This window comes from Pseudomonas sp. MWU13-2105 (genome assembly GCF_023242315.1).
Taxonomy (GTDB): Bacteria; Pseudomonadota; Gammaproteobacteria; order Pseudomonadales; family Pseudomonadaceae; genus Aquipseudomonas.
Genome location: NZ_JALLIY010000020.1, coordinates 79,546 through 100,276, shown reverse-complemented (window position 1 = coordinate 100,276; position 20,731 = coordinate 79,546). Strand labels below are relative to the sequence as shown.

At 62.1% G+C, this 20,731-nt stretch carries 18 protein-coding genes and 2 pseudogenes; 7 read left to right on the top strand and 13 right to left on the bottom strand.

Translation table 11 applies throughout. The features are described 5' to 3' along the window. Position 1: 1 nt before the first annotated feature. The gene (gene bamC / locus M5B96_RS26170; protein ID WP_248799876.1) at positions 2–1,105 is read right to left on the bottom strand and encodes an outer membrane protein assembly factor BamC; all 1,104 of its coding nucleotides are present in this window, start codon (positions 1,103–1,105) and stop codon (positions 2–4) included. Positions 1,106–1,122: 17 nt separating this feature from the next. Then, positions 1,123–2,001 carry a 4-hydroxy-tetrahydrodipicolinate synthase gene (gene dapA / locus M5B96_RS26165; RefSeq protein ID WP_248799875.1) on the bottom strand — a complete coding sequence of 293 codons (879 nt, stop codon included), beginning with the start codon at positions 1,999–2,001 and terminating at the stop codon, positions 1,123–1,125. Positions 2,002–2,327: 326 nt separating this feature from the next. On the opposite strand from dapA, the gene M5B96_RS26160 reads away from it, so the two are divergent. Next, positions 2,328–2,888, top strand: a complete 561-nt coding sequence (locus tag M5B96_RS26160; RefSeq protein ID WP_100938862.1) for a glycine cleavage system protein R — start codon at positions 2,328–2,330, stop codon at positions 2,886–2,888. A 10-nt stretch (positions 2,889–2,898) separates the two neighbouring features. Next, positions 2,899–3,372 carry a peroxiredoxin gene (locus M5B96_RS26155; protein ID WP_248799874.1) on the top strand — a complete coding sequence of 158 codons (474 nt, stop codon included), beginning with the start codon at positions 2,899–2,901 and terminating at the stop codon, positions 3,370–3,372. 14 nt (positions 3,373–3,386) lie between these two features. Here M5B96_RS26155 and M5B96_RS26150 read toward each other — a convergent pair whose 3' ends face one another. After that, complete coding sequence (locus M5B96_RS26150; protein ID WP_248799872.1) at positions 3,387–3,626, bottom strand: sulfurtransferase TusA family protein; 240 nt, start codon at positions 3,624–3,626, stop codon at positions 3,387–3,389. 128 nt (positions 3,627–3,754) lie between these two features. On the opposite strand from M5B96_RS26150, the gene M5B96_RS26145 reads away from it, so the two are divergent. Further along, positions 3,755–5,188, top strand: a complete 1,434-nt coding sequence (locus tag M5B96_RS26145) for a M48 family metalloprotease (protein ID WP_248799871.1) — start codon at positions 3,755–3,757, stop codon at positions 5,186–5,188. A 94-nt stretch (positions 5,189–5,282) separates the two neighbouring features. On the opposite strand, the gene nadA is transcribed toward M5B96_RS26145, so the two are convergent. Then, a complete protein-coding gene (gene nadA / locus M5B96_RS26140; protein WP_248799870.1) occupies positions 5,283–6,341 on the bottom strand; it encodes a quinolinate synthase NadA in 1,059 nt (352 codons plus the stop codon). A gap of 244 nt (positions 6,342–6,585) precedes the next feature. Here nadA and coaA point away from each other — a divergent pair, with 244 nt between their 5' ends. Together coaA and M5B96_RS26130 are read left to right on the top strand one after the other, a co-directional pair. Beyond that, positions 6,586–7,512, top strand: coding sequence for a type I pantothenate kinase (gene coaA / locus M5B96_RS26135; RefSeq protein ID WP_412548651.1), 927 nt, complete (start codon positions 6,586–6,588; stop codon positions 7,510–7,512). Between the two features lie 2 nt (positions 7,513–7,514). Next, positions 7,515–7,757, top strand: coding sequence for a co-regulatory protein PtrA N-terminal domain-containing protein (locus M5B96_RS26130; RefSeq protein ID WP_248799867.1), 243 nt, complete (start codon positions 7,515–7,517; stop codon positions 7,755–7,757). Between the two features lie 26 nt (positions 7,758–7,783). On the opposite strand, the gene M5B96_RS26125 is transcribed toward M5B96_RS26130, so the two are convergent. Continuing rightward, positions 7,784–9,757, bottom strand: coding sequence for a putative bifunctional diguanylate cyclase/phosphodiesterase (locus M5B96_RS26125; protein ID WP_248799866.1), 1,974 nt, complete (start codon positions 9,755–9,757; stop codon positions 7,784–7,786). A 184-nt stretch (positions 9,758–9,941) separates the two neighbouring features. After that, complete coding sequence (locus M5B96_RS26120) at positions 9,942–11,042, bottom strand: HD-GYP domain-containing protein (protein WP_248799865.1); 1,101 nt, start codon at positions 11,040–11,042, stop codon at positions 9,942–9,944. Positions 11,043–11,397: 355 nt separating this feature from the next. Between M5B96_RS26120 and M5B96_RS26115 the strand changes: the two genes are divergently transcribed. Together M5B96_RS26115 and M5B96_RS26110 are read left to right on the top strand one after the other, a co-directional pair. Beyond that, positions 11,398–14,142 (top strand): PAS domain S-box protein, encoded by a 2,745-nt coding sequence (locus M5B96_RS26115; RefSeq protein ID WP_248799864.1) that lies wholly within the window; start codon positions 11,398–11,400, stop codon positions 14,140–14,142. After that, positions 14,139–14,768, top strand: a complete 630-nt coding sequence (locus tag M5B96_RS26110) for a response regulator (RefSeq protein WP_248799863.1) — start codon at positions 14,139–14,141, stop codon at positions 14,766–14,768. The genes M5B96_RS26115 and M5B96_RS26110 overlap by 4 nt, the downstream gene beginning before the upstream one ends. Before the next feature lie 16 nt (positions 14,769–14,784). Here M5B96_RS26110 and M5B96_RS26105 read toward each other — a convergent pair whose 3' ends face one another. The 7 genes and pseudogenes from M5B96_RS26105 to M5B96_RS32845 form a co-directional block, all read right to left on the bottom strand. After that, a complete protein-coding gene (locus tag M5B96_RS26105; protein WP_248799862.1) occupies positions 14,785–15,861 on the bottom strand; it encodes a protein-glutamate methylesterase/protein-glutamine glutaminase in 1,077 nt (358 codons plus the stop codon). Continuing rightward, positions 15,858–16,361: a chemotaxis protein CheD gene (locus tag M5B96_RS26100; RefSeq protein ID WP_248799861.1), complete on the bottom strand. Its 504-nt coding sequence runs from the start codon at positions 16,359–16,361 to the stop codon at positions 15,858–15,860. Before M5B96_RS26100 ends, M5B96_RS26105 begins: the two co-directional genes overlap by 4 nt. Positions 16,362–16,371: 10 nt before the next feature. Further along, on the bottom strand, positions 16,372–17,175 hold the full coding sequence (locus M5B96_RS26095) for a CheR family methyltransferase (RefSeq protein WP_248799860.1): 804 nt from the start codon (positions 17,173–17,175) through the stop codon (positions 16,372–16,374). Then, the gene (locus tag M5B96_RS26090; RefSeq protein ID WP_248799859.1) at positions 17,172–17,699 is read right to left on the bottom strand and encodes a chemotaxis protein CheW; all 528 of its coding nucleotides are present in this window, start codon (positions 17,697–17,699) and stop codon (positions 17,172–17,174) included. The genes M5B96_RS26095 and M5B96_RS26090 overlap by 4 nt, the downstream gene beginning before the upstream one ends. A gap of 90 nt (positions 17,700–17,789) precedes the next feature. Beyond that, positions 17,790–18,302, bottom strand: coding sequence for a chemotaxis protein CheW (locus M5B96_RS26085; protein ID WP_248799858.1), 513 nt, complete (start codon positions 18,300–18,302; stop codon positions 17,790–17,792). A gap of 3 nt (positions 18,303–18,305) precedes the next feature. Then, positions 18,306–19,667: pseudogene (locus M5B96_RS32850) on the bottom strand (methyl-accepting chemotaxis protein); the annotation flags it as partial. 24 nt (positions 19,668–19,691) lie between these two features. Next, positions 19,692–20,708, bottom strand: a pseudogene (locus M5B96_RS32845) (MCP four helix bundle domain-containing protein); the annotation flags it as partial. Positions 20,709–20,731 lie beyond the last annotated feature (23 nt).

The window sequence follows — 20,731 nt, the reverse complement described above, 5'->3', positions numbered from 1 at the left end:
ATCAGCCCAGGTTGTCTTGAATCACGCCCAACACCCGACGGGCCACATCGGCCGGTGCCACGGTGTTGATGTCCTTCTCGACGGTGACCTGGACGTTGTCGCCGACCTTGCTCAGGCGAACCTGATAACGCACAGCACGGGTTTCGATCTCTTCCTTGCTCGGCTTGCTGCCGAACAGACGGCCGAAGAAGCCAGGCTCGTCGTTCTTCTTCTCGGCTTTTTCCGCCAGGTTGATGTAGTACAGGCCCAGGCTGCGGTTGATGTCCTCTACACGCCACTCACCCTGCTCCAGCGCCCGGCCGACGCTCGACCAGGCACGGTCGAGGTCTTCACCGACGTTGAGCACCGGGTTGCCGCTGCCGTCCTGGCTCAGGCTGACACGGCTCGGGGTATCGAAATCACGCGCGGCCAGCAACGACACCGAACCGCCCTTCTCGGCGCTGCGGCTCATGCTCGAGAGCATTTCGTCGACGAGTGCCGAATCCAGGCCGGTATTGACCGAGTGCGCGGTGAAATCGACGTTGGCCGTGCTGCCGATCGGACGCTGGGCACTGACTACGTAGACTTCACTGGTATTGCGCTGCACGCCCGGCTCGATACGGACCCGCACGCGGGTTTCGTTGTCACCCGCGGCCAGGCGCTTGCCCATGACCGCCGAGAGCTCGTCGGAACGCTGCCAGGCCGTGGTGAACTCACCGGTCTGCGGGCGTTGCGCGTCGATCCGGAAACCGTTGTCCTGGAAGAACTGCAAGGCCACTGGCCAGACTTCGGCCGGGGTATGCTGAGCCACCACCCAACGCGAATCGCCGCTTTTCTGCAGGCTGTAGTCGCTGGCGCTGGCCGCCGCTTGCAAAGGCAGCGGACGCGGCACTTCGTACGGGCCCTTGGCGGTGTCGTCGGCGACGTTGCGCGGAATCGGCAGCAAGGGGTCAAGACGCTTGCTGGTGGTGACATCCGCCGGCAATTGCATGGCCGGTGTCTGTTTCGAATCCAGGTAATCGCTGCCGCGGTCGCGGAAATATCCTTCCGGGCCCCACAGCCAGGCGCAGCCACTGGTGCTGGAGATAATCAAGGCAAGTGCAGAAAGTCCGGCCAATCGCTTCATGCGGGGTATTTCCTCAATTAAACCAGGACGCCGGACTGGCGCATGGCCTGCCGCAGCGGTTCGTGACAGGGCGCACTGAGCCAGGTGAGCGGCAGACGGATACCGTCCGGCATCAAGCCCATCTCATGCAGTGCCCATTTCACGGGGATAGGGTTGGATTCGATGAACAGGGTCTTGTTCAGCGGCATCAGTTTTTCGTGGATCGCCCGGGCCTCAGCGGCCTTGCCGGCCATGGCGGCGGCGCACAGGTCGCTCATTTCACGGGGCGCGACGTTGGCGGTCACCGAGATGTTGCCCTTGCCGCCGAGCAGGATCAGCTCGACCGCGGTGGCGTCATCGCCGGAATACACCAGGAAATCGCTGCTCACGCCGGCCAGGATCGCCTTGGCCCGCTCCAGGTCGCCAGTGGCTTCCTTGATGCCGATGATGTTCGGCACGCTCGACAGGCGAATCACGGTCTCGGCCTGCATGTCGCACGCAGTACGGCCCGGAACGTTGTAGAGGATCTGCGGGATGTCGACCGCTTCGGCGATGGCGCGGAAATGCTGGTACAGGCCTTCCTGGGTCGGCTTGTTGTAATAGGGAGTCACCAGCAGGCACGCGTCGGCGCCAGCGTTTTTCGCGTTGGTGGTCAGTTCGATCGCTTCACGGGTCGAATTGGCGCCCGTACCGGCAATCACCGGAATACGTCCGGCCACCTGGTCGACCACGCGACGAATCACTTCGATATGCTCGTTCACATCGAGAGTGGCCGACTCACCCGTGGTGCCGACCGCGACAATGGCGTTGGTGCCGTTTTGCAGGTGGAAGTCCACCAGTTTGCTCAGGCTGTCCCAGTCAAGACGACCCTGTGCATCCATGGGTGTGACCAGTGCCACCATACTGCCCGCAATCATGCAACCGCTCCTGCCGGAAAAAGAGAGCGGTAATGGTACTGGCGCCATCAGGCTTGTACAAGCGAAGTACTGTCTATGAGCATTCCCCTGAGCGCAGCTTTTCGCTACCCTTCAGACTTTGATCGGTACTGAGTCGCTCATGTGCCGGGTTCCAGCCTCCATTTTCGCTGCCCGAAGCCCGCTCCGGCCTGGCCGCCGCCCGTCCCCCGCGAGACGGCAACCGGCGCCAGCGTTCGATTCCAGGCTTCGCCATCCGCATCCGGATCCCCGAACCCAGCCCTGAACGCCGCCAAGGTACTGACCGCTCATCGCTTTAGGAATGCTGCATGTCCACCCCCACAGTCCGCGAACAATTCCTTGTTATCAGTGCCCTCGGCGCCAACCCCATGGAGCTGACCAACGTCCTGTGCCGCGCCAGCCATGAAAATCGCTGCGCCGTCGTAACCTCGCGCCTGACCCGCCATGGCGAGTACAGCGCGCTGGTCCTGCAGATTTCCGGCAGTTGGGACGCCCTCGCGCGCCTTGAAGCCGGCCTGCCGAACCTGGCGAAGAAGCATGCCTTCATCGTCAGCGTGGTGCGCAGCGGTGCCCTGGAGAGCCGTCCGCAGGCGCTGCCGTACGTCGCTTATGTCAGCTCGGCCTACCGCTCGGACATCATCAACGAGCTGTGCCAGTTCTTCATGGACCATAACGTCGAGCTGGAAAACCTGACCTGCGACACTTACCTCGCGCCCCAGACCGGCGGCACCATGCTCAATGCCACCTTTACCGTGACCCTGCCCGCCGGCGTGCAGATCAGCTGGTTGCGCGATCAGTTCCTGGACTTCGCCGACGCGATGAACCTCGACGCGCTGATCGAACCGTGGCGTCCACAGAACCCAATGTAAGGAACCCCCCATGGCTGTCGTTATCGATCAACCCGTCGCCGATTTCCAGGCCCAGGCCACCAGCGGGCAGACCGTCAGCCTCGCGGGCCTCAAGGGCAAGCAGGTGGTGATCTATTTCTACCCCAAGGACAGCACCCCGGGCTGTACCACCGAGGGCCAGGGCTTTCGTGACCAGTACGTTGCCTTCCAGGCCGCCAACACCGAAGTCTTCGGCGTGTCCCGCGACAGCCTGAAATCCCACGAGAACTTCAAGGGCAAGCAGGCGTTCCCGTTCGAGCTGATCAGCGACAAGGACGAAGCCATCTGCCAGCTGTTCGACGTGATCAAGTTGAAGAAGCTCTACGGCAAGGAATACCTGGGCGTGGATCGCAGCACCTTTTTACTCGATGCCCAGGGCGTTCTGCGCCAGGAATGGCGCGGCGTGAAGGTCCCCGGCCATGTCGACGCCGTGCTCGCGGCGGCCCAGGCACTGCACCAGGCCTGAACCGGCGCGCTGCGTCAGGCCTTGCGCAACCAGTAGCGATAAACGCCGGACGCTTCCTCTTCATGAATCAGGAGGTGTCCGGCAAGCCGGGCGAAAGTCCGAAAATCGCGCTGCGATCCGGCATCGGTGGCAATCACCTTGAGCACCGCGCCACTGGCCAGGCGATTGAGTTCCAGCTTGGCCTTGAGCAACGGCAGCGGGCAGTTCAGGCCACTGGCATCAAGCTCGGCGTCGTGCTCTACAACTTCGGTCATTGCTTCACTCCTGGCGCACTGCCGGATGGTCGATTCTAAACGTCTAGAATACCTCAAGTGGACGCGGCTCTGGTCGCAAGCCCGGTGTCCGGCTACAGTAAGGACTTTGCCGACTCAGAGCCCTGTGCATGACCTTTCTGCGCCCCACCCTGTTGACGCTCGCCTGCCTGCTCGCCTCCCCAGGCTTCGCCGACGACCTGCCGTCACTCGGCGACGCCAGTTCCGCCATTGTCTCCCCACAACAGGAGTTCCAGCTGGGCCGTGCCTGGCTGAGCCTGTTACGCAGCGAGGTCAAGCAACTCAATGACCCGCAGCTCAAGGATTACGTCGAGAGCACTGTCTACAAGCTGGCCGAAAGCAGCCAGGTCCAGGACCGCCGCCTGGTGTTCATCCTGATCGACAGTAACCAGCTCAACGCCTTCGCCGCCCCCGGCGGGATTGTCGGGATCAACGGTGGCCTGTTCCTCAATGCCCAGACCGAAGGCGAATACGCCGCGGTACTCGCCCACGAACTGGCGCACTTGTCGCAGCGCCACTTCGCCCGCGGCGTGGAAGCCCAGCAACGCATGCAACTGCCGATGATGGCGGCGCTGCTGACCGGCATCGTGATCGCGGCGGCGGGTGGCGGTGACGCCGGCATCGCCACCATTGCCGGCACCCAGGCCGCGGCCTTCCAGGAGAAACAGCGCTTTTCCCGCCAGAATGAGCAGGAAGCCGACCGCATTGGCATCCTCACCCTGGAAAAAGCCGGTTACGACCCCCGCTCGATGCCGACCATGTTCGAGCGCCTGATGCGTATCTACCGCTTCGATGCCAAGCCGCCGGAATTCCTGCTGACCCACCCGGTCACCGAGTCACGGATCGCCGACACCCGCAACCGCGCCGAGCAATCCAAGCCCGGCGGCATCGAGGACAGCCTGCGCTATCAGTTGATCAGGGCCCGCGTGGTGCTGTCCTATGAAGACTCGCCGGGGCTGGCGGCCAAGCGCTTTCGTGCGCAGCTGGACGAGAACCCCAAGTCCGACGTGGCGCGCTATGGCCTGGCCATCGCCCAGGTCAAGGGCACACAGTTGAACGAGGCGCGCGCAACCCTCAAGCCGCTGCTGGACAAGTCGCCCAACGACATCACCTACAACCTGGCCCAGATCGACCTGGACACCGCGGCCAGTCGTTTCCCCGAAGCGCTGCAACGGGTCGACAGGATGTTGCTGCAATATCCCGCCAGCTACCCGCTGAAGCAGGAGCGCATCGACCTGCTGATCAAGCAGAATCGCCCGGCCGAGGCGGAAAAGGCCCTGGATGACCTGCTGAAGACTCGCCAAGACGATCCGGATGTCTGGTACCAGCTCGCCGAAACCCGCGGCCAGTCCGGCAATATCATCGGCCTGCACCAGGCACGGGCCGAGTACTTTGCCCTGGTGGGGGACTTCAAGCAGGCGATCCAGCAACTGGACTTTGCCAAGCGCCGCGCGCCGAACTTCCAACTGGCCGCACGCATCGATGCGCGCCAGAAGGAGCTGATTGATCAGGAACGCATGGTCAAGGATCTGATGGGCGGCTGATACATACAACCTGTAGGAGCCGGTTTGCCGGCTCCCACGGTGGTACGTCATCGGATACAGCTCTCGCAGACCGGCGCCTGCCAATAAATACCCGTCAGGCATTCCCCGCCAGTTTCATCCGCGCCGCCTGGGTGAAATCCAGCATGCGCTTGAGCGGGCGAACCGCGCGGGGAATCACCGCCGGGTCGACGAAGATCTCGTTGCGGCCCTCGCGCAGGCACTGCAAGGTGCGCTCCAGGGTATTCATGGCCATCCACGGGCAGTGCGCGCAACTGCGACACGCCGCGCCGTTACCGGCGGTCGGCGCCTCGATGAAGACCTTGTCCGGGCACAACTGCTGCATCTTGTAGAAAATGCCGCGATCAGTGGCCACGATAAAGGTCTTGTTCGGCAGCCGCTGCGCCGCCGCGATCAACTGGCTGGTGGAACCCACCGCGTCGGCCAGCTCGATCACCGACTCCGGCGACTCGGGGTGCACCAGGATCGCCGCCTCGGGATACAGCGCCTTCATGTCCTCCAACTGCTTGGACTTGAACTCTTCGTGGACAATGCAGGCACCGTCCCAGAGCAACATATCGGCACCGGTTTCCTTCTGGATATAACGCCCCAGGTGCTTGTCCGGGGCCCAGATGATGGTTTCGCCGTTGTCCATCAGGCTTTCGACGATCTCCAGCGCGCAACTTGAGGTCACCACCCAGTCGGCCCGCGCCTTCACCGCCGCCGAGGTGTTGGCATACACCACCACCGTGCGTTCGGGATGCTGGTCGCAGAACGCGGAAAACTCATCCACCGGGCAGCCCAGGTCCAGCGAACAGGTCGCTTCCAGGGTCGGCATCAGGATACGTTTTTCCGGGGTAAGGATCTTCGCGGTCTCGCCCATGAAACGCACCCCGGCCACCAGCACGGTCTTGGCCGGATGGGCGGCACCGAAGCGGGCCATTTCCAGGGAGTCGGAGACACAGCCACCGGTTTCCTCGGCCAGCGCCTGGATCACCGGATCGCAATAGAAGTGGGCCACCAGCACCGCATCCTGGGCCTTGAGCTCCGCGGCGATATCGGCACGCAGCCGCGCCTCTTCAGCGGCACTCAGGGGTTTGGGTTGCTTGGCGTCAAGGTGGGCTTGAACCAGAAGGCGTTCGGAAATCTGCGTCATGTTCGCAAGACCTGCAGGCGCGAGAGCGCGAAAGTCGAGTATACCCCGGCCCCCGCCCCTTTCCGAGACGGGATATTAGGTGCAACGTACGGACCGGGAAAGTGAATCCATCAGGCATGGACTGCTTTGCAGCGCCGCAAGGCTACAGAATATCCAATGAATTCAAAAGATTATTCTGATCTTCGGACAAGTGGGGGCAAAGCGTTGGATAATCCGCCCATTGAAGAGGCCTGGATGGCAACCGATGAGATCCGATGAGTACCTCGTAATGACCCGCAACGAGTGGGCGGAACTGCGTGCCAGCACGCCGTTGACCCTCTCGGAAGAAGACCTGTCGGCGTTGCGCGGCGTGAACGAAGACGTATCCCTGGAAGATGTCGCCAACGTCTACCTGCCCCTGTCGCGGCTGATCAACCTGCACATCGGCGCCGCCCGCCAGCTGACCGGCATCCGCGATACCTTCCTCGGGCGCCCGACCCACCGCGGGCCGTACATCATTGCCATCGCCGGCAGCGTCGCCGTCGGCAAGAGCACCTTTGCCCGCGTGCTGCAGGCGGTCATGGCGCGCTGGCCGGATCACCCCAATGTCGCCCTGGTCACCACCGACGGCTTCCTCTACCCCAACAGCAAGCTGGTGGCCGACGGCATCATGCACCGCAAGGGCTTTCCGGAGAGCTACGATCGCAAGCACATGGTCAAGTTCCTCGCCGCGGTGAAAGCCGGCGAACACAATATCGAGGCGCCGATCTACTCCCATGTCAGCTACGACATCGTGCCCGACCAGTACCAGGTGATCGACCAGCCGGACATCCTGATCTTCGAAGGCCTCAACGTACTGCAGACCGATGGTGTCGACGGGCAGAAGCCCTCCACCATCGTCTCCGACTTCTTCGATTTTTCGGTGTACCTGGATGCCGATGAACAGGACATCGAACAGTGGTACGTGGCACGCTTTCTCATGCTGCAGAAAACCTCGTTCCGCGCCCGCGGTGCCTACTTCCGCAAACTGGCCGACCTGACGCCCGAAGAGGCGCCCGAAGCCGCGCGCCAGATCTGGCGGGATATCAATAGGGTCAATCTGCTGGAAAACATCCTGCCGACCCGCGAGCGCGCCGACCTGGTGCTGCGCAAGGCGGCAGACCATTCGGTGAGCGAGATCTGGTTGCGCTGATCATGAAACTTTTCATTGTGTTCTTGAGCTTCACCTTGTTGAGCGTCCCCGTCACGGCACTCGCCGAAGGCGGTAGCAACCGGGTGATCGCGCGCGCGCAAGCCCAGCGCGACGAGTCGATGGCACGCTTTCTCGAGCGTCAGGATGCCAAGGCGATTGTCAGCGCCCAACAAGCCGCCAAAGCCCGCCTCGCGGCGCGGATAGCCGGCTCGGCGGCCATCGAAAGATCCGTCGACCAACCCTGACCCCCCTCCCGGGGGAGCGGATCGGCTCAGGCTGAATTCAACATCTGCTCGGCGTCCCATTGCCCGCGCCGCGCCTCAGCCTGCGCCAGCCAGGCCAGGGTGTCGGCGAAAGCCACGGGACGACTGAAAAAGAAGCCCTGTACCTGCGTACACCCCAGGCTACGCAGGGCCTTGAGTTCGTCCTCCGTCTCAACCCCCTCGATCACACACTCCAACTCCATGTCCAGGCTCAAGGCCACCAGCGACTTGACGATCTTGTAGCTCGCGGGATTGACATGAATATCGGTGACGAAGCGACGATCGATCTTCAGTTTGGTCAGGGCCAGGGCATGCAACTGACTCAGACTTGAATAGCCCGTGCCGAAATCGTCCAGCGAGATACCGCAGCCCAGCGTGCGAAACTGCCCGATCGCCCACTGCACCTGGGGGATGTCCTGCATGACCACGGTTTCGGTGATTTCCAGGTCCAGATAGGCAGGGTTGAAACCGCTGGCGTTGATCACGTCGATGATCGACTGCACGCTGTCGTGGGAGCCACAGTCGTGGACCGACAGATTGAAGGAAAGCCGAATCCCCTCCGGCCAGGCCCGCGCCATGTCCAGCGCTTGCCTGAGCAATGGCAGCGTAAGGCGATTGATCAGGCCGATACGTTCGGCAATCGGGATAAACCGCGCCGGGGAAACCAGCCCCAGCTCCGGGCTGTTCCAGCGGGCCAATGCCTCGAAGGCGACGGTCTCGCGACTGCAGCTTTCGAGAATCGGTTGGAACAGCACGAAAAACTCCTTGTCCAGCACGGCCCTGCGCAACGCCTGCTCGGTAATGGCATCGTGATGCAACTGCTCGCGATGGCTGGCGGAAAACAGGCACATCGACCCCGGGTTATGGCGCTTGCCTTGGTAAAGCGCATAGTCCGCGTATTCGAATAGCTGTATGGCACTGGTGGCGCCCTGGGGAAAGGTGGCGATGCCCAGGGTGGCGCCGATCTGGATCGGTACATCGACCAGCAAAAACTCCACGTGCAACTGCTCGCACAGGATCTTGCCGAACGCCTGCAACTCCTCGTCGCTGAGATCGTCCTCGAGCACCAGGGCGAACTCATCCCCCCCCAGCCGCGCCACATGCACCGTGGCACCGGCCAATTGCAGCAAGCGCCGACCGACCATGACCAGAATCTTGTCACCGACGCTGTGGCCGTAGAGATCGTTCACCGGCTTGAACCCATCAAGATCGAGGATCCCTACCGCCAGGCGCTTTTCCCGGGCGATCGCCTGGCTCATGGCGCGCTCCAGGGTCGTGAAGAACTGTCGTCGGTTGGGCAACCCGGTCAGGCTGTCCTGATTGGCCAGCCGCAGGTTCTCGTTACTCAGTTGCTCGGTCTGCGCCTGCACATTCACCAGGCGGGTGAAATCACGGTAGTGATGTTGCAGGACAATCAACATGGCCAGCGACACCAGCAGGACATTCACCGCCGTGGCGATAAAGGCCGGGTTGTGGGTAGAAGCGAAAAAAATCACGAATGCAACGTTGACCACCAGCGTGGTGGTCAAGGCGGCAGGTCGCAGGTGCATCATGCAAAAGATGCAGACGATCACCGTAATCCCCATGAAAAAGGCGACCTGAGACTGTGAGTAAGAGTCGCCATAGGGATACAGGGCCAGGGACCAGGAGGTGAACGCACCGGCGATAAAAGGGACCAACTGATTGGTTCGCCGCAGTGAGGCCAGGATCTGCGCGTCGGCCGGCAAGCGCCGGGCGCTACGCAACCATATGCGAGCGCGCAACACACAAATCACCGTCATGAGCAGCGGGATGACCAATGTCAGCCAGAAAGGCGCGGTGGGCAGGTGGGTGATGGCCAACGCCCACATGTTGAGCAGCAGGATCAGGTACATCAGCGGCAATTGCCGAGACAAGGCAACGTACTGAGCCTGCAGCAGCCTGGGGTTGTCATGGGGAACGGACAGCAGGGTCCGCAGCGTATCCAGGAGCGTTCTTATCATTATGATGCCTCTCTGTCTGCGCAGTGAAGGCGTGCAGCGCTCGTCCGTTTCGGGTAGCTGACCGAAGATGAAGGTTTTCTCCTTTCAACTGTCGGCGTTGGCCTTGTTTTCTTTAGAGCACACCGGGGAAGCGAGCCCGGAAACAGACGAACGAACCTATCAAGAGTCCGCCTGGGCGGTTCTCCTACGAACGACCACGATTCAAGACCGGCTCGCTGTCCCCGCACTGAGCGGGTTTGACCGCCACCTCCAGTTGCTCGACTTCATCCAGCAAGCCACAGAAAATATCCACGAGCTGCGGGTCAAAATGCCGGCCGGCCTGTTCGCAGAGATATTCCCTTGAACGCTCGACGCTCCAGGCCTGCTTGTAGGGACGCGGCATCCGCAGGGCATCATAGACATCACAGATCGCCACGATCCGGCCCGACAAAGGGATCGCCTCGCCTTGCAGGCGGTTCGGGTAGCCGCTGCCATCCCATCGTTCGTGATGGGCCAGGGCAATCTCCGCCGCCAGGTCGGTGACAGGCGAGCCATTGTTGTCATGCAGTATTTCATAGCCGATACGCGGATGTTCCTGCATGACTTCCCGTTCCTGCGCGGTCAGCGCCCCGGGCTTTTGCAATATCGCGTCGTCTATGCCGATTTCCCCGACATCGTGCATCGGCGCCGCCATGCGGATCAGTTCGCACCATTGCCTGGGCATACCGACCGCCTTGGCCAGCATGGCCGCGGAGTCGCCGATGCGCCGGATATGACTGCCCGTATCGTGGTCTCGGTAACTGGCCGCCCGGCTCAGGCTCTTGATGATCGCCTGGTAGCCCGCCTCCAACTGGGCGGTACGCCGTTCGACCTTGCGCTCCAGTTCGGCATTGGCATCGCGCAGTAACCGCGTGGTCTGGGCCAGTTCCAGGCAGCCGCGCACTCGCAGCAGCACTTCCGGCAGATCGATGGGTTTGCAGATGAAATCGTTGGCGCCCTGCTCCAGGCCTTTGCGACGATTCTGCGGATCATTCAGGGCGGTCACGATGATGATCGGCGAGTCGATCCGGCTGCGCTGCTTGAGCCGCTCGAGAATCTCGAAACCGTCGGGCGCCGGCATATACAAGTCCAGCAGTAACAAGTCCCAAGAATTGGACTGCAGCCAGGCCAGCCCCTCGGCGGAGTCGGAGAAGGTTCTGACATTATTGAGTCCGGACGCCCGCAAGCACGACTCCAACAGCCGCAGGTTGAGTGGCACATCATCGATGATGACGATTTCACTTTCGGCGTTTACTTTGGAAAACATAAATTCGTCACTCCCATGGCCAGTGTCCAGGCGGAACGGGCGCTGTCGGTACCGGCAAAATCACAGCAGATCCTTTTGCGCGGGTTGATCCTCCAAAGCGGGGCGGCTTTCATCAAGATGTTCGATGATGTGGGATCAGTAACATAGCATCATATTGATATCACTCTGTTCATACCTTAGACGTTTGTCTAAGCGACCAACCGTCCTTTCGTCGGCAGACGGATCATCACGCAATCGGCCTGTTTACCGACCTGGATCCGACGCTGATCGGCGCGCTCATGGCCCAGACCGAACAGATGTTCATACTGCCGGGCGCTTGCGCTATGCTCCAGGCAAAACAGCCGGGAGAAGGCGAATGGATTCAGCCGTTACAGCAGAGGTCACTCCCACCCAAGGCGCTGGGGAAACCGATGCGCCGCTGCCTGGTCCCGCCGAGCAAGACTATCGCCTGGCCTTCGACTCCGCCGGCACCGGCCTGGCCTTGCTGCGCCTGAGCGGCGAATGGATTGCCGCGAACCAGATGCTCTGCCGGATGCTCGGCTACACCGAAGAAGAGCTGCGCGGCACCTCGTTCCAGCAACTGACCCACCCCGACGACCTCCACGCCGGTCGCGACGAATTACCCAGATTAGTCCAAGGACAGCGCTCCAGCCTGACCCTGGAGAAACGTTACCTGCGCAAGGACGGCAGCGTGCTGTGGGTGCGCTTGAGCGTCGGCGTGGCACGCAACCAGAAAGGCGAAGCCCTTTACTACGTGTCGCAGTTCGAGGACATCAGCGAGCATCTGGCCTTGCGCCAGGCCCTGCTGAGCAACGAACAGAAGTACCGTTCCCTCGCACAGAACTCGCCGAATATCATCCTGCGCTACAACCGCCTCGGGCAGCGCATCTACGCCAACCCCGAGTTCGAACGCATCCGGGGCTTTCCCGACGTCCCCAGCATCGAGCGCACATCCTCCCAGGTCCCCCACGCACAACCGATCGACGAGGATTTCCGCGCGCAGTTGCAACACACCCTGTCCACCGGCACTGCCGCCACCCAGTTACTGGAAAGTAAGGATCCCTACTCCGGGCGCGCCGTTGCGTTCATGTGCAGCCTGACGGTGGAGCACGATGACAACGCGGATATCTCCGGGGTCCTGGTCATGGCCCAGAATGTCAGCTCGCTGCGACAACAGGAACGCGCGGAGAACGCACGCTCGGCGATTTTCCAGGTGATGGTCACCGACGGCGCCCTGCAGACCGTGTTGCCGCTGTTGAGCACCTACCTGGAGGTACTGACACCCGAGTTTCGTCATGCCATCGTCTTCAAGACCGAGCCCGGCAGCGACAATCAGCCCGCGCCCTCCGATGACCCGCTGTCGATCCAGGCCTGCCTGGCCGCGGACCTGAACCGCTTTCCAGGATTCTTCGAGCAACGCCGGTTGATCGACGACCTGCAGAGCGATGCCGCGCACCTGAGCTTCAGCGCACCCGCCCGGCAAGCCGGCTATCGCAGCGGCTGGCTGGAGCCGGTGGTCAATAGCAGCGGCCGGACGCTTGGGGTCATCGTGCTGTTCATCTACGGTGAACAACCCCTCCATGACCAGGACCGCAAGTATGCGCAAATGGCCAGCCACATAGGTTCCATCGCCTGGGAACGTTGCGCGGCCCTGGACAGCCTGGCGCAAAGCGAACGCCGTTACCGCGAAGTCTTCGATCACACCCAGGACATGCTTTGCCTGCTGGCCATCGATGTCGACCAGCGGCTCAGTTGCCTGGAGGCCAATCCGATACTCTGCCAGATGCTCGCCAGGCAGCATGCCGATCTGATCGGACAGCCCCTGGAGCAATGGCTGCCGAGCGATGCCGCGCAGGTGGTCGAGGCCATCTGCCAACACTGCATCGCGGTCGGCGCCCCTATCGAGCTGGATGCCCACCTACCCTGTGGCGAGCGCTCGTACTTCATCCATTTCAACCTGGTGCCGGTCGCCGACACCAACGGCCGCCTGCATCGAATGGTGTGCATCGCCCGGAACATCACCGACCTGCGGGAAATCCAGCGTAACGAACGCGCCCGCCAGCAGGAAATCGGCACCCTGGTGGAGAACTCCCCAGATGGTATCGCTCGCCTGAGCCCATCCGGCAAGCTGCTGTTTATCAACCCGGCGCTGGAACGCTGGCTGGACCGCCCCCAGGCCAGGTTGCTGCACAAACGCCTACTGCAAATACTGCCACGCAACCTGCAAAGCCAACTGTTCCAGGACGCACTGATCGAAGCGGTGGAAACCGGCCAGCCGCTGGAACACGAGTATGTGCTCGGAGGCCGCCAACGCATGCAACGGGTCTACCACATCAGCCTGGTTCCGGAACAGGATGTCCAGGGACGCATCAGTACCGTGCTGGCGGTGGTCCGTGACATTTCCAAACTGCGAATGGCCGAGCGACGCCTGGCGACGCTGAACAATCAGCTGCGACAATTGATGTCCAGCCGCGAAAGTGCCCGGGAAGAGGAGCGCAAACTGATCGCCCAGGAAATTCATGACGAACTGGGGCAGCACCTGACGGCGATCCGCATGGGCACTTCGTTGCTGCGCTTTCAGTATGGCGAACAAGTGCCGCAACTCAGTGAGCAGGTCACGCGCCTGCTGCAACTGATCGACCAGACCGTCCAGGTGGTGAGGAACATTTCCACCAGCCTGCGCCCGTCGATCCTCAACATGGGACTGGTGGCTGCCCTGGAGTGGCTGACCGACACGTTCAGACAACAATGGGGCATCGCCTGCGATTTGCAGATCCCCCGACAACCGGTACAACTGGAGGATGCCGCCGCCACCGCGGCCTTTCGGATCGCCCAGGAATCGCTGACCAATATCGCCCGTCACGCCGAAGCCAGCCGCGTCAGGGTGAGCCTGGAAAAAACCGCCGTTGGCTGGTCGCTGGAAATCAGCGACAACGGCAAGGGTTTCGAGCAACGTGGATTATCCGGCAAAACCCTCGGCCTGCTGGGCATGCGCGAGCGCGGCCTGACCCTGGGTGGCACCACCCATATTTCCAGCAAAGTCGGTGGCGGCACCACCGTACAGCTGAAGGTCCCCGCCCCAAGGAGCTCCGACTCATGATCCGATTGATGGTGGCCGATGACCACCGAATAATGCGCGAAGGCCTCAAGCAGCTGTTCGCCCTGGTCAAGGACTTCTGCGTGGTCGCCGAAGCGGAGAACGGCGCCCAGGTCCTCGACCTGCTGCGCCACACCGAGATCGACATCTTGCTGCTCGACATGACCATGCCCGGTAGCAGCGGCGAGGATCTGATCGGTCGCATCCACGCCCACTACCCCAAGCTGCCGATACTGATCCTGAGCATGCACAACGAAGCCCATATCGCCCAGCGCGCATTACGCGCCGGAGCGTCGGGCTACATGACCAAGGACCACGATCCGGAGACCTTGCTGGCCGCCATCCGCAAGGTCGGCGGCGGTGGCCGCTACCTGGATCCGGAACTGGCCGAACAGATCGCCCTGCAAAGCAGCGGCCTGTCTCCCGAAAGTCCGTCGCAAGCGCTTTCGGCACGGGAATTCCAGATCCTGCGCATGCTCGCACAGGGCCTGAGCGTCAATCAGATTGCCGAACAACTGGTGATCAGCAACAAGACCGTGAGCACCCACAAGACCCGGTTGATGGAAAAGATGTGCTTCACCACCAGCACCGACCTGGTGCGCTACGCCCTCAGCCAGGGACTGGTCTGAGACGGCTCCGGGGCCCTCAGCGCGGGTGTCCGCAGATGCCGAGGATCGCCCCGGCGATCTGCTCCAGCGGCAACTCGCGCTCGACCGCCCCCAGCTTGAACGCCTCCCGCGGCATGCCGTAGACCACACAAGATGCCTCATCCTGACCGAGGGTCCTGGCCCCGGCCTCGCGCATCTCCTTCAACCCGCGGGCGCCGTCATCGCCCATCCCGGTCATGATGATGCCCAGGGCGTTGCTGCCGGCGCCACGCGCAACCGAGCGGAACAACACATCGACCGAAGGCCGGTGCCGGCTGACAGGCGGGCCGTCGACGATATCCACCTGATACTGCGCACCACTGCGCTTGAGCAGCATATGGCTGCCCCCCGGCGCGATCAATGCACGTCCCGGCATTACCCGGTCGCCGTGCCTGGCCTCGCGGACTTCGATCTCGCAGACCTGGTTGAGGCGTTCGGCAAAAGCCGCGGTGAATTTTTCCGGCATGTGCTGGACGATGACAATCCCCGGGCAAACCCGTGGCAGCGCCCGGAGCACCTGCTCCAGCGCCTGCGTGCCACCGGTTGAAGTGCCCATGGCAACAATGCTTTCGGTGGTGCGGAGCATGGCCGTGCTGCCTGGCGGCAGGATAGCGTCGGCAGTGAGCCGGGGCGCAACTTCAGCCCCCCCCTGGCTACCCAGGATCCGCTTGATATTGGCCTTGGCCGCGGCCTTGACCGCGTGTATCAGCTCATCGGCACTCTCGGTCAGGAACTGACGCAGGTTGGACTGCGGTTTGCTGACGATACTCACCGCCCCCGCCGCCAGTGCCAGCAAGGTGGTCTTGGCGCCCTTCTCGGTCAGGGTCGAGCAGATCACCACCGGGGTCGGTCGTTCGGCCATGAGTTTTTTCAGGAAGGTGATGCCGTCCATCCGCGGCATCTCCACATCCAGCACGATCACATCGGGCCATTGCTTGCTCATCTTTTCCATGGCGAAGACCGGGTCGGCCGCGACACCGATGACCTCGATCCCGCCGGCCTGGCCCAGGGTCGCGCCCAGGACCTGACGCACCACCGCCGAGTCGTCGACAATCAATACCTTGATATCCGTCATCTGCCATGACTCCTCGGGGGCTCGACCTGACCTGGCGCCGAGTCGGTATGGTTGAGTTGCAGACAACCGCTGGCGACATCGAACACCAGGTTGCGATAACCCCGACCGCCCACGTGATACACCTCGCAGCGCAGGCCATGGGCCTTGATCAAACGCCGGGCGGCATTCACATTCAGCTCGCCGATGCCGACTCCGCCATGGCGCCGGGCACCGGGAAACATGTCGCCACCGCCAAAGACGCTGACGACGAACTGTTCGGGCCGCGCTTCAGCCTGGCGAATGAAAGTGAACAGCAGTGCCAGCGCGTCGCTCGCGTAACGACCGTTGAGGTCGCCCGGATTGCGGCCATGACGCGAAGGCAGCATGTAATGACACATCCCCCCCAGCAACCGCTGTGGATGCCACAGTACCAGGGCTACGCAGGAGCCCAACAAGGTGCGCAGGCGCAGCTGCCGACCACCGAACACCACTTCGCCGGGCTGCAGGAAGTGCTCTACCACCTCGGGCGCTTCACGCGGCGGGCTTGCGGTAGACGGAGGGTTTGACCAACTGCACATCATCGGTAATTCCATTCAGGCTCTCCGAATGACTGATGACAAAATAACCACCAGGCTTGAGGTGCTTGAGCAAGCGCTGCACCACCTGGGACTTGGTCTGGTTGTCGAAATAGATCATTACGTTGCGCAGGAAAATAACGTCGAACTGCCCCACCGCGGGAATCGGGGTGTTCAGGTTCAGCGCGGTGAAATCGATACGCGAGGCCAGCGCCGGATCGACCATGAAAATGCCGGAATTGCTACCGACGCCCTTGAGGCAGTACTTGTTCAGCAGCGCTTCGGGGATGCCCTTGGTGGCATCCAGCGGATAACGCCCGGTGCGGGCCTTGTCGAGGACACGCGTGCTGATATCCGAGGCGAGAATCTCCCACGGTCGCGAACCCAGGCTGTCGGCCAGGACCATGGCCAGGGTGTAGGGCTCCTCGCCGGTAGAGCAGGCACCGCTCCAGATGCGTACCGGGGCATGCCCCCGCAATTCGGGGAGAATGACCTCCTTGAGGAATTCGAAGTGCCTGGGCTCACGGAAGAAATAGGTTTCGTTGGTGGTCAACAGGTCCACGGCCATCTGCAGTTCGGCCTTGTCCTTGGTCAGCAAGCGATAGTAACTGCCATAGTTGGTCAGCTTGAAATACTGCAGGCGCTTGGCCAGGCGACCGCTGATCAACTGCTTCTTCGCGTCGGACATGCTGATGCCGGCGATCTCGCGGATCATCGTGCGAAACTGCTGGAACTCATTGTCTGAGAGAATCACATTCATGAGGCCAGTCCTTGTGTCAGCGCACCTGGGGTCTGCAACGCCGACCAATCGTCAGCGCTGAGGATCTGCTCGATGTCGAGCAACAGGACGAAGCCGCCATTGAGCTTGCCAATGCCCAATATGAACGCCGGGCTCAGGCGTCCATTGAGGGCCGGCGCGGGCTCGATCTGCTCCCGGGCGATCTCCAGCACCTCGCTGACCGCGTCGACAATGATGCCCACCAGGCCGGAACTGCCCGCCCCGCGGGTTTCCAGCATGACGATACAGGTGCGGGCACTCTGCTGCGTCAGGCTGCCGCCGAAACGCAGCCCCAGGTCCAGCACCGGAATGGCCGCGCCACGCAGGTTGGTCACCCCGCGAATGCTCGGCGGCGCCAGCGGCAGCGCGGTAATCGGGCCGTACTCGACGATCTCCCGGACACTCAAGGTGCCGACGGCAAACATTTCCTGACCCAGGCTGAACGTCAGATACTGGGTCGGCACCGCGTCCCGTGACGAACGCAGCGGCGAAATGGATTCAGACATGGCTCACTCCCGGGGAGCGGCCATTCACGGCCGCTCCCTTCTCAAGATTGGACAGAGGCACCCGCTTGCCCGGTGCCCGATCGACAGCACTCAGTGCAGTTGGCCGGCGATTTCGCTGACGCAGAGCACCTGGTCGACTTGCAGCAAGGTCAGGAACTCGCCCCGGACCCTGACCATGCCGCGGATAAAGTCACCGCGGATCCGGTTGCCGATCACCGGGGCCGGCTTGATATCCCCCAGGTCGATCTCGATCACCTCGCTGACCGAGTCGACGACGATGCCCAGCACCTGCGCGTCGCCCTCCTGGAACACCTCGAGGATCACGATGCAGGTGCGACTGCCCTGTTGCGTGGTGCCTCTGCTGAAACGCGCCTGCAGATCGATCACCGGTACCACCGAACCACGCAGGTTGATCACCCCGCGGATAAAATCCGGCATCATCGGCACCTGGGTGACCTGGCCGTACTCGATGATCTCGCGCACGCACAAGGTATCGATGGCATAGGCCTCGCCGGCCGAGGTGAAGGTCAGGAACTGCGCGGGCTCGCTCGCTCCCGGGTTCTGCGCCTCCGATTCGAGGACGCTGGCGGCGGCTGTGTTCATGACTTAACTCCCGAAGCGAATGAAACCGCCCTCATGGGCATGCTCGCGGTCCTGCATGCCCCGCTGGCTGGAAGGGGCCACACGCAGCGCGGGGGTGACCGCCGCCCCGCCCTGCAGGGTGAAAAAGCCCATCAGTTCCTGCAACTGCTCGGCCTGGCTGCTCATTTCCTCGGCCGTGGCCGCCAGTTCCTCGGAGGCCGAAGCGTTCTGCTGGGTGATCTGGCTCATCTGCGACATCGCCCCATTGATCTGTTCGGAACCGATCGACTGCTCCTCGGAAGCGGCGGCGATTTCCTGGACCAGGTCGGAGGTCTTGGTGATCGAGGGCACGATTTCATCCAGCAGGCTGCCGGCACGTTCGGCCAGGGCCACGCTGTTTTTGGCCACCTGGCCGATCTCCTGGGCCGCGATCTGGCTCCGTTCCGCCAGTTTGCGCACCTCGGCCGCGACCACCGCGAAGCCCTTGCCATGCTCGCCGGCACGGGCCGCTTCGATCGCCGCGTTGAGCGCCAGCAGGTTGGTCTGATAAGCAATCGAGTCAACGATACCGATCTTCTCGGCAATGGTTTTCATCGCCGAAACGGTGTCTTTCACTGCCTGTCCACCTTCGCTGGCTTCCTTGGTGGCCTTGCCCGCCATGCCGTCGGTAACCTTGGCGTTCTCGGTATTCTGGGCGATCGATGCCGACATCTGCTCCAGCGACGCCGAGGTTTCCTCGACCGAGGCCGCTTGCATAGACGCCGACTGGCTGATGCTTTGCGCGGTGGCGGAAATTTCTTCCGAAGCACTGGACAGCGAATCGGCGGAACTGCGCACTTCACCGATGATTTGCGAGAGCTTGCCCACCGTCTCGTTGACCGAGTTTTTCAGGTCTTGCAGGCTGCCCTGATAGTGCCCCTTGACGTTGCGGGTCAGGTCGCCGCTGGACAGCGCGGCCATGACTTCCATCGCCTCGCTGAGCGGGGCGACGATCGAGTCCAGGGTGCTGTTGATTCCCTCGACGATGCGGCGGAAGTCACCTTGGTGGCGAGTACTGTCGGCGCGGGTATCGAGCTTGCCGACCACGGCATCCTCGCTCAGCCGACGGGTATCTTCGACCAGGGCCTGGATATTGCTGCGCAGTTGCTCGATGTTGTCGTTGATAAAGGCTTTCTTGCCGGGGAAGCGCGCCAGGGGAGCCGCCAGGTCGCCTTCGCCGAACGCGCGGATACAGGCCATGGCTTGTTTCTTCACGCTGATATGACCGTTGACCATGTCGTTGATCCCCTGGGCGATCTGACGGTACGAGCCCTGGAATTTCTGCGCATCGATCTGCACATCGATGTCGCCTTTCTCATGCTGGTCCGACATCCGGTTCATCTCTTCGATCAAGGTCATGATCGTGCTGCGCAGATGTTCGATGGTGACGTTGATAAAGGCTTTCTTGCCGGGGAAGGCCTGGAGCGGCGCGCCCAGGTCGCCCTCGCTGATCGACTTGATGCAGGCCATGGCCTGTTTCTTCACGCTGATATGGCCGTTGACCATGGTGTTGATCCCTTGGGCCATCTGTCCGTAGCTTCCGGCGAAGCGGCCAGCCTCGATCTGCACCTCGATATCGCCTTTATCGTGCTCGGCGGACATGTGGTTCATTTCCGTGATCAACTGGTTCAGGGTAGCGCCGAGTTGCTGCATGGAGCCCACCAGACCCGATCTCATGGCGCCATTACCGCTGGTCACGGCGTCCAGTTGGCCGGCCAGCAGGCGCTCGGTCAGAACGTGGACTTCAGCTGGCTCACCACCCAGGGAATGCAACAGCTTGCGCGCCAGGAAAAACCCCAACAGGAGTGTGATCAGCAAGCTCACACCGCCCGCCAGGACTACCGTGTAAATCGCGGTCTGCTCCGTTCCGGTCGCAGCCAGCACTCCCTTGGCGCCCAGTTCCAGGTTGTACTGGCGCATATCGCTCAAGGCCGTCGTGACTTTATCCAGTGCCGCTTGGCTGTCGAGCAACAGGCTGCGTGCCGCCGCTTGATCGCCATTTTTGAGCAGGCTGTCGAAACGTTCCAGGCTACGGTTGTAGCCATCGAGGCGACTACGCAGGCTATTGAGCAACGCCATGTCGTGATCATCGGAAATCAACTCCTTCTGATAGCGATCCAGCGCCTGGGTCACCGATACCTGCGCCTTGTCGGCCTGCGACGAGCGAGCGTCGAGCGGCGCGGAAAGGTTCTGCCACTGATGAGCCTGGCTATCGGCCAGGGTCTCGGCTACCTGGTCCAGCAAGACAATACTGGGCACGGTATTGGCCTGGGCATAGCTGGCCATGGTTCTGACCCCGCCCATCAGGTAGAGGCTGACGGCCCCCAGGATCAGGATGCCCAGCAGGGCGGACGCGACCAACAGCGAGATATTCTTTTTGACAGTCATGAGGCTGCACTCCAGGGTGAAGA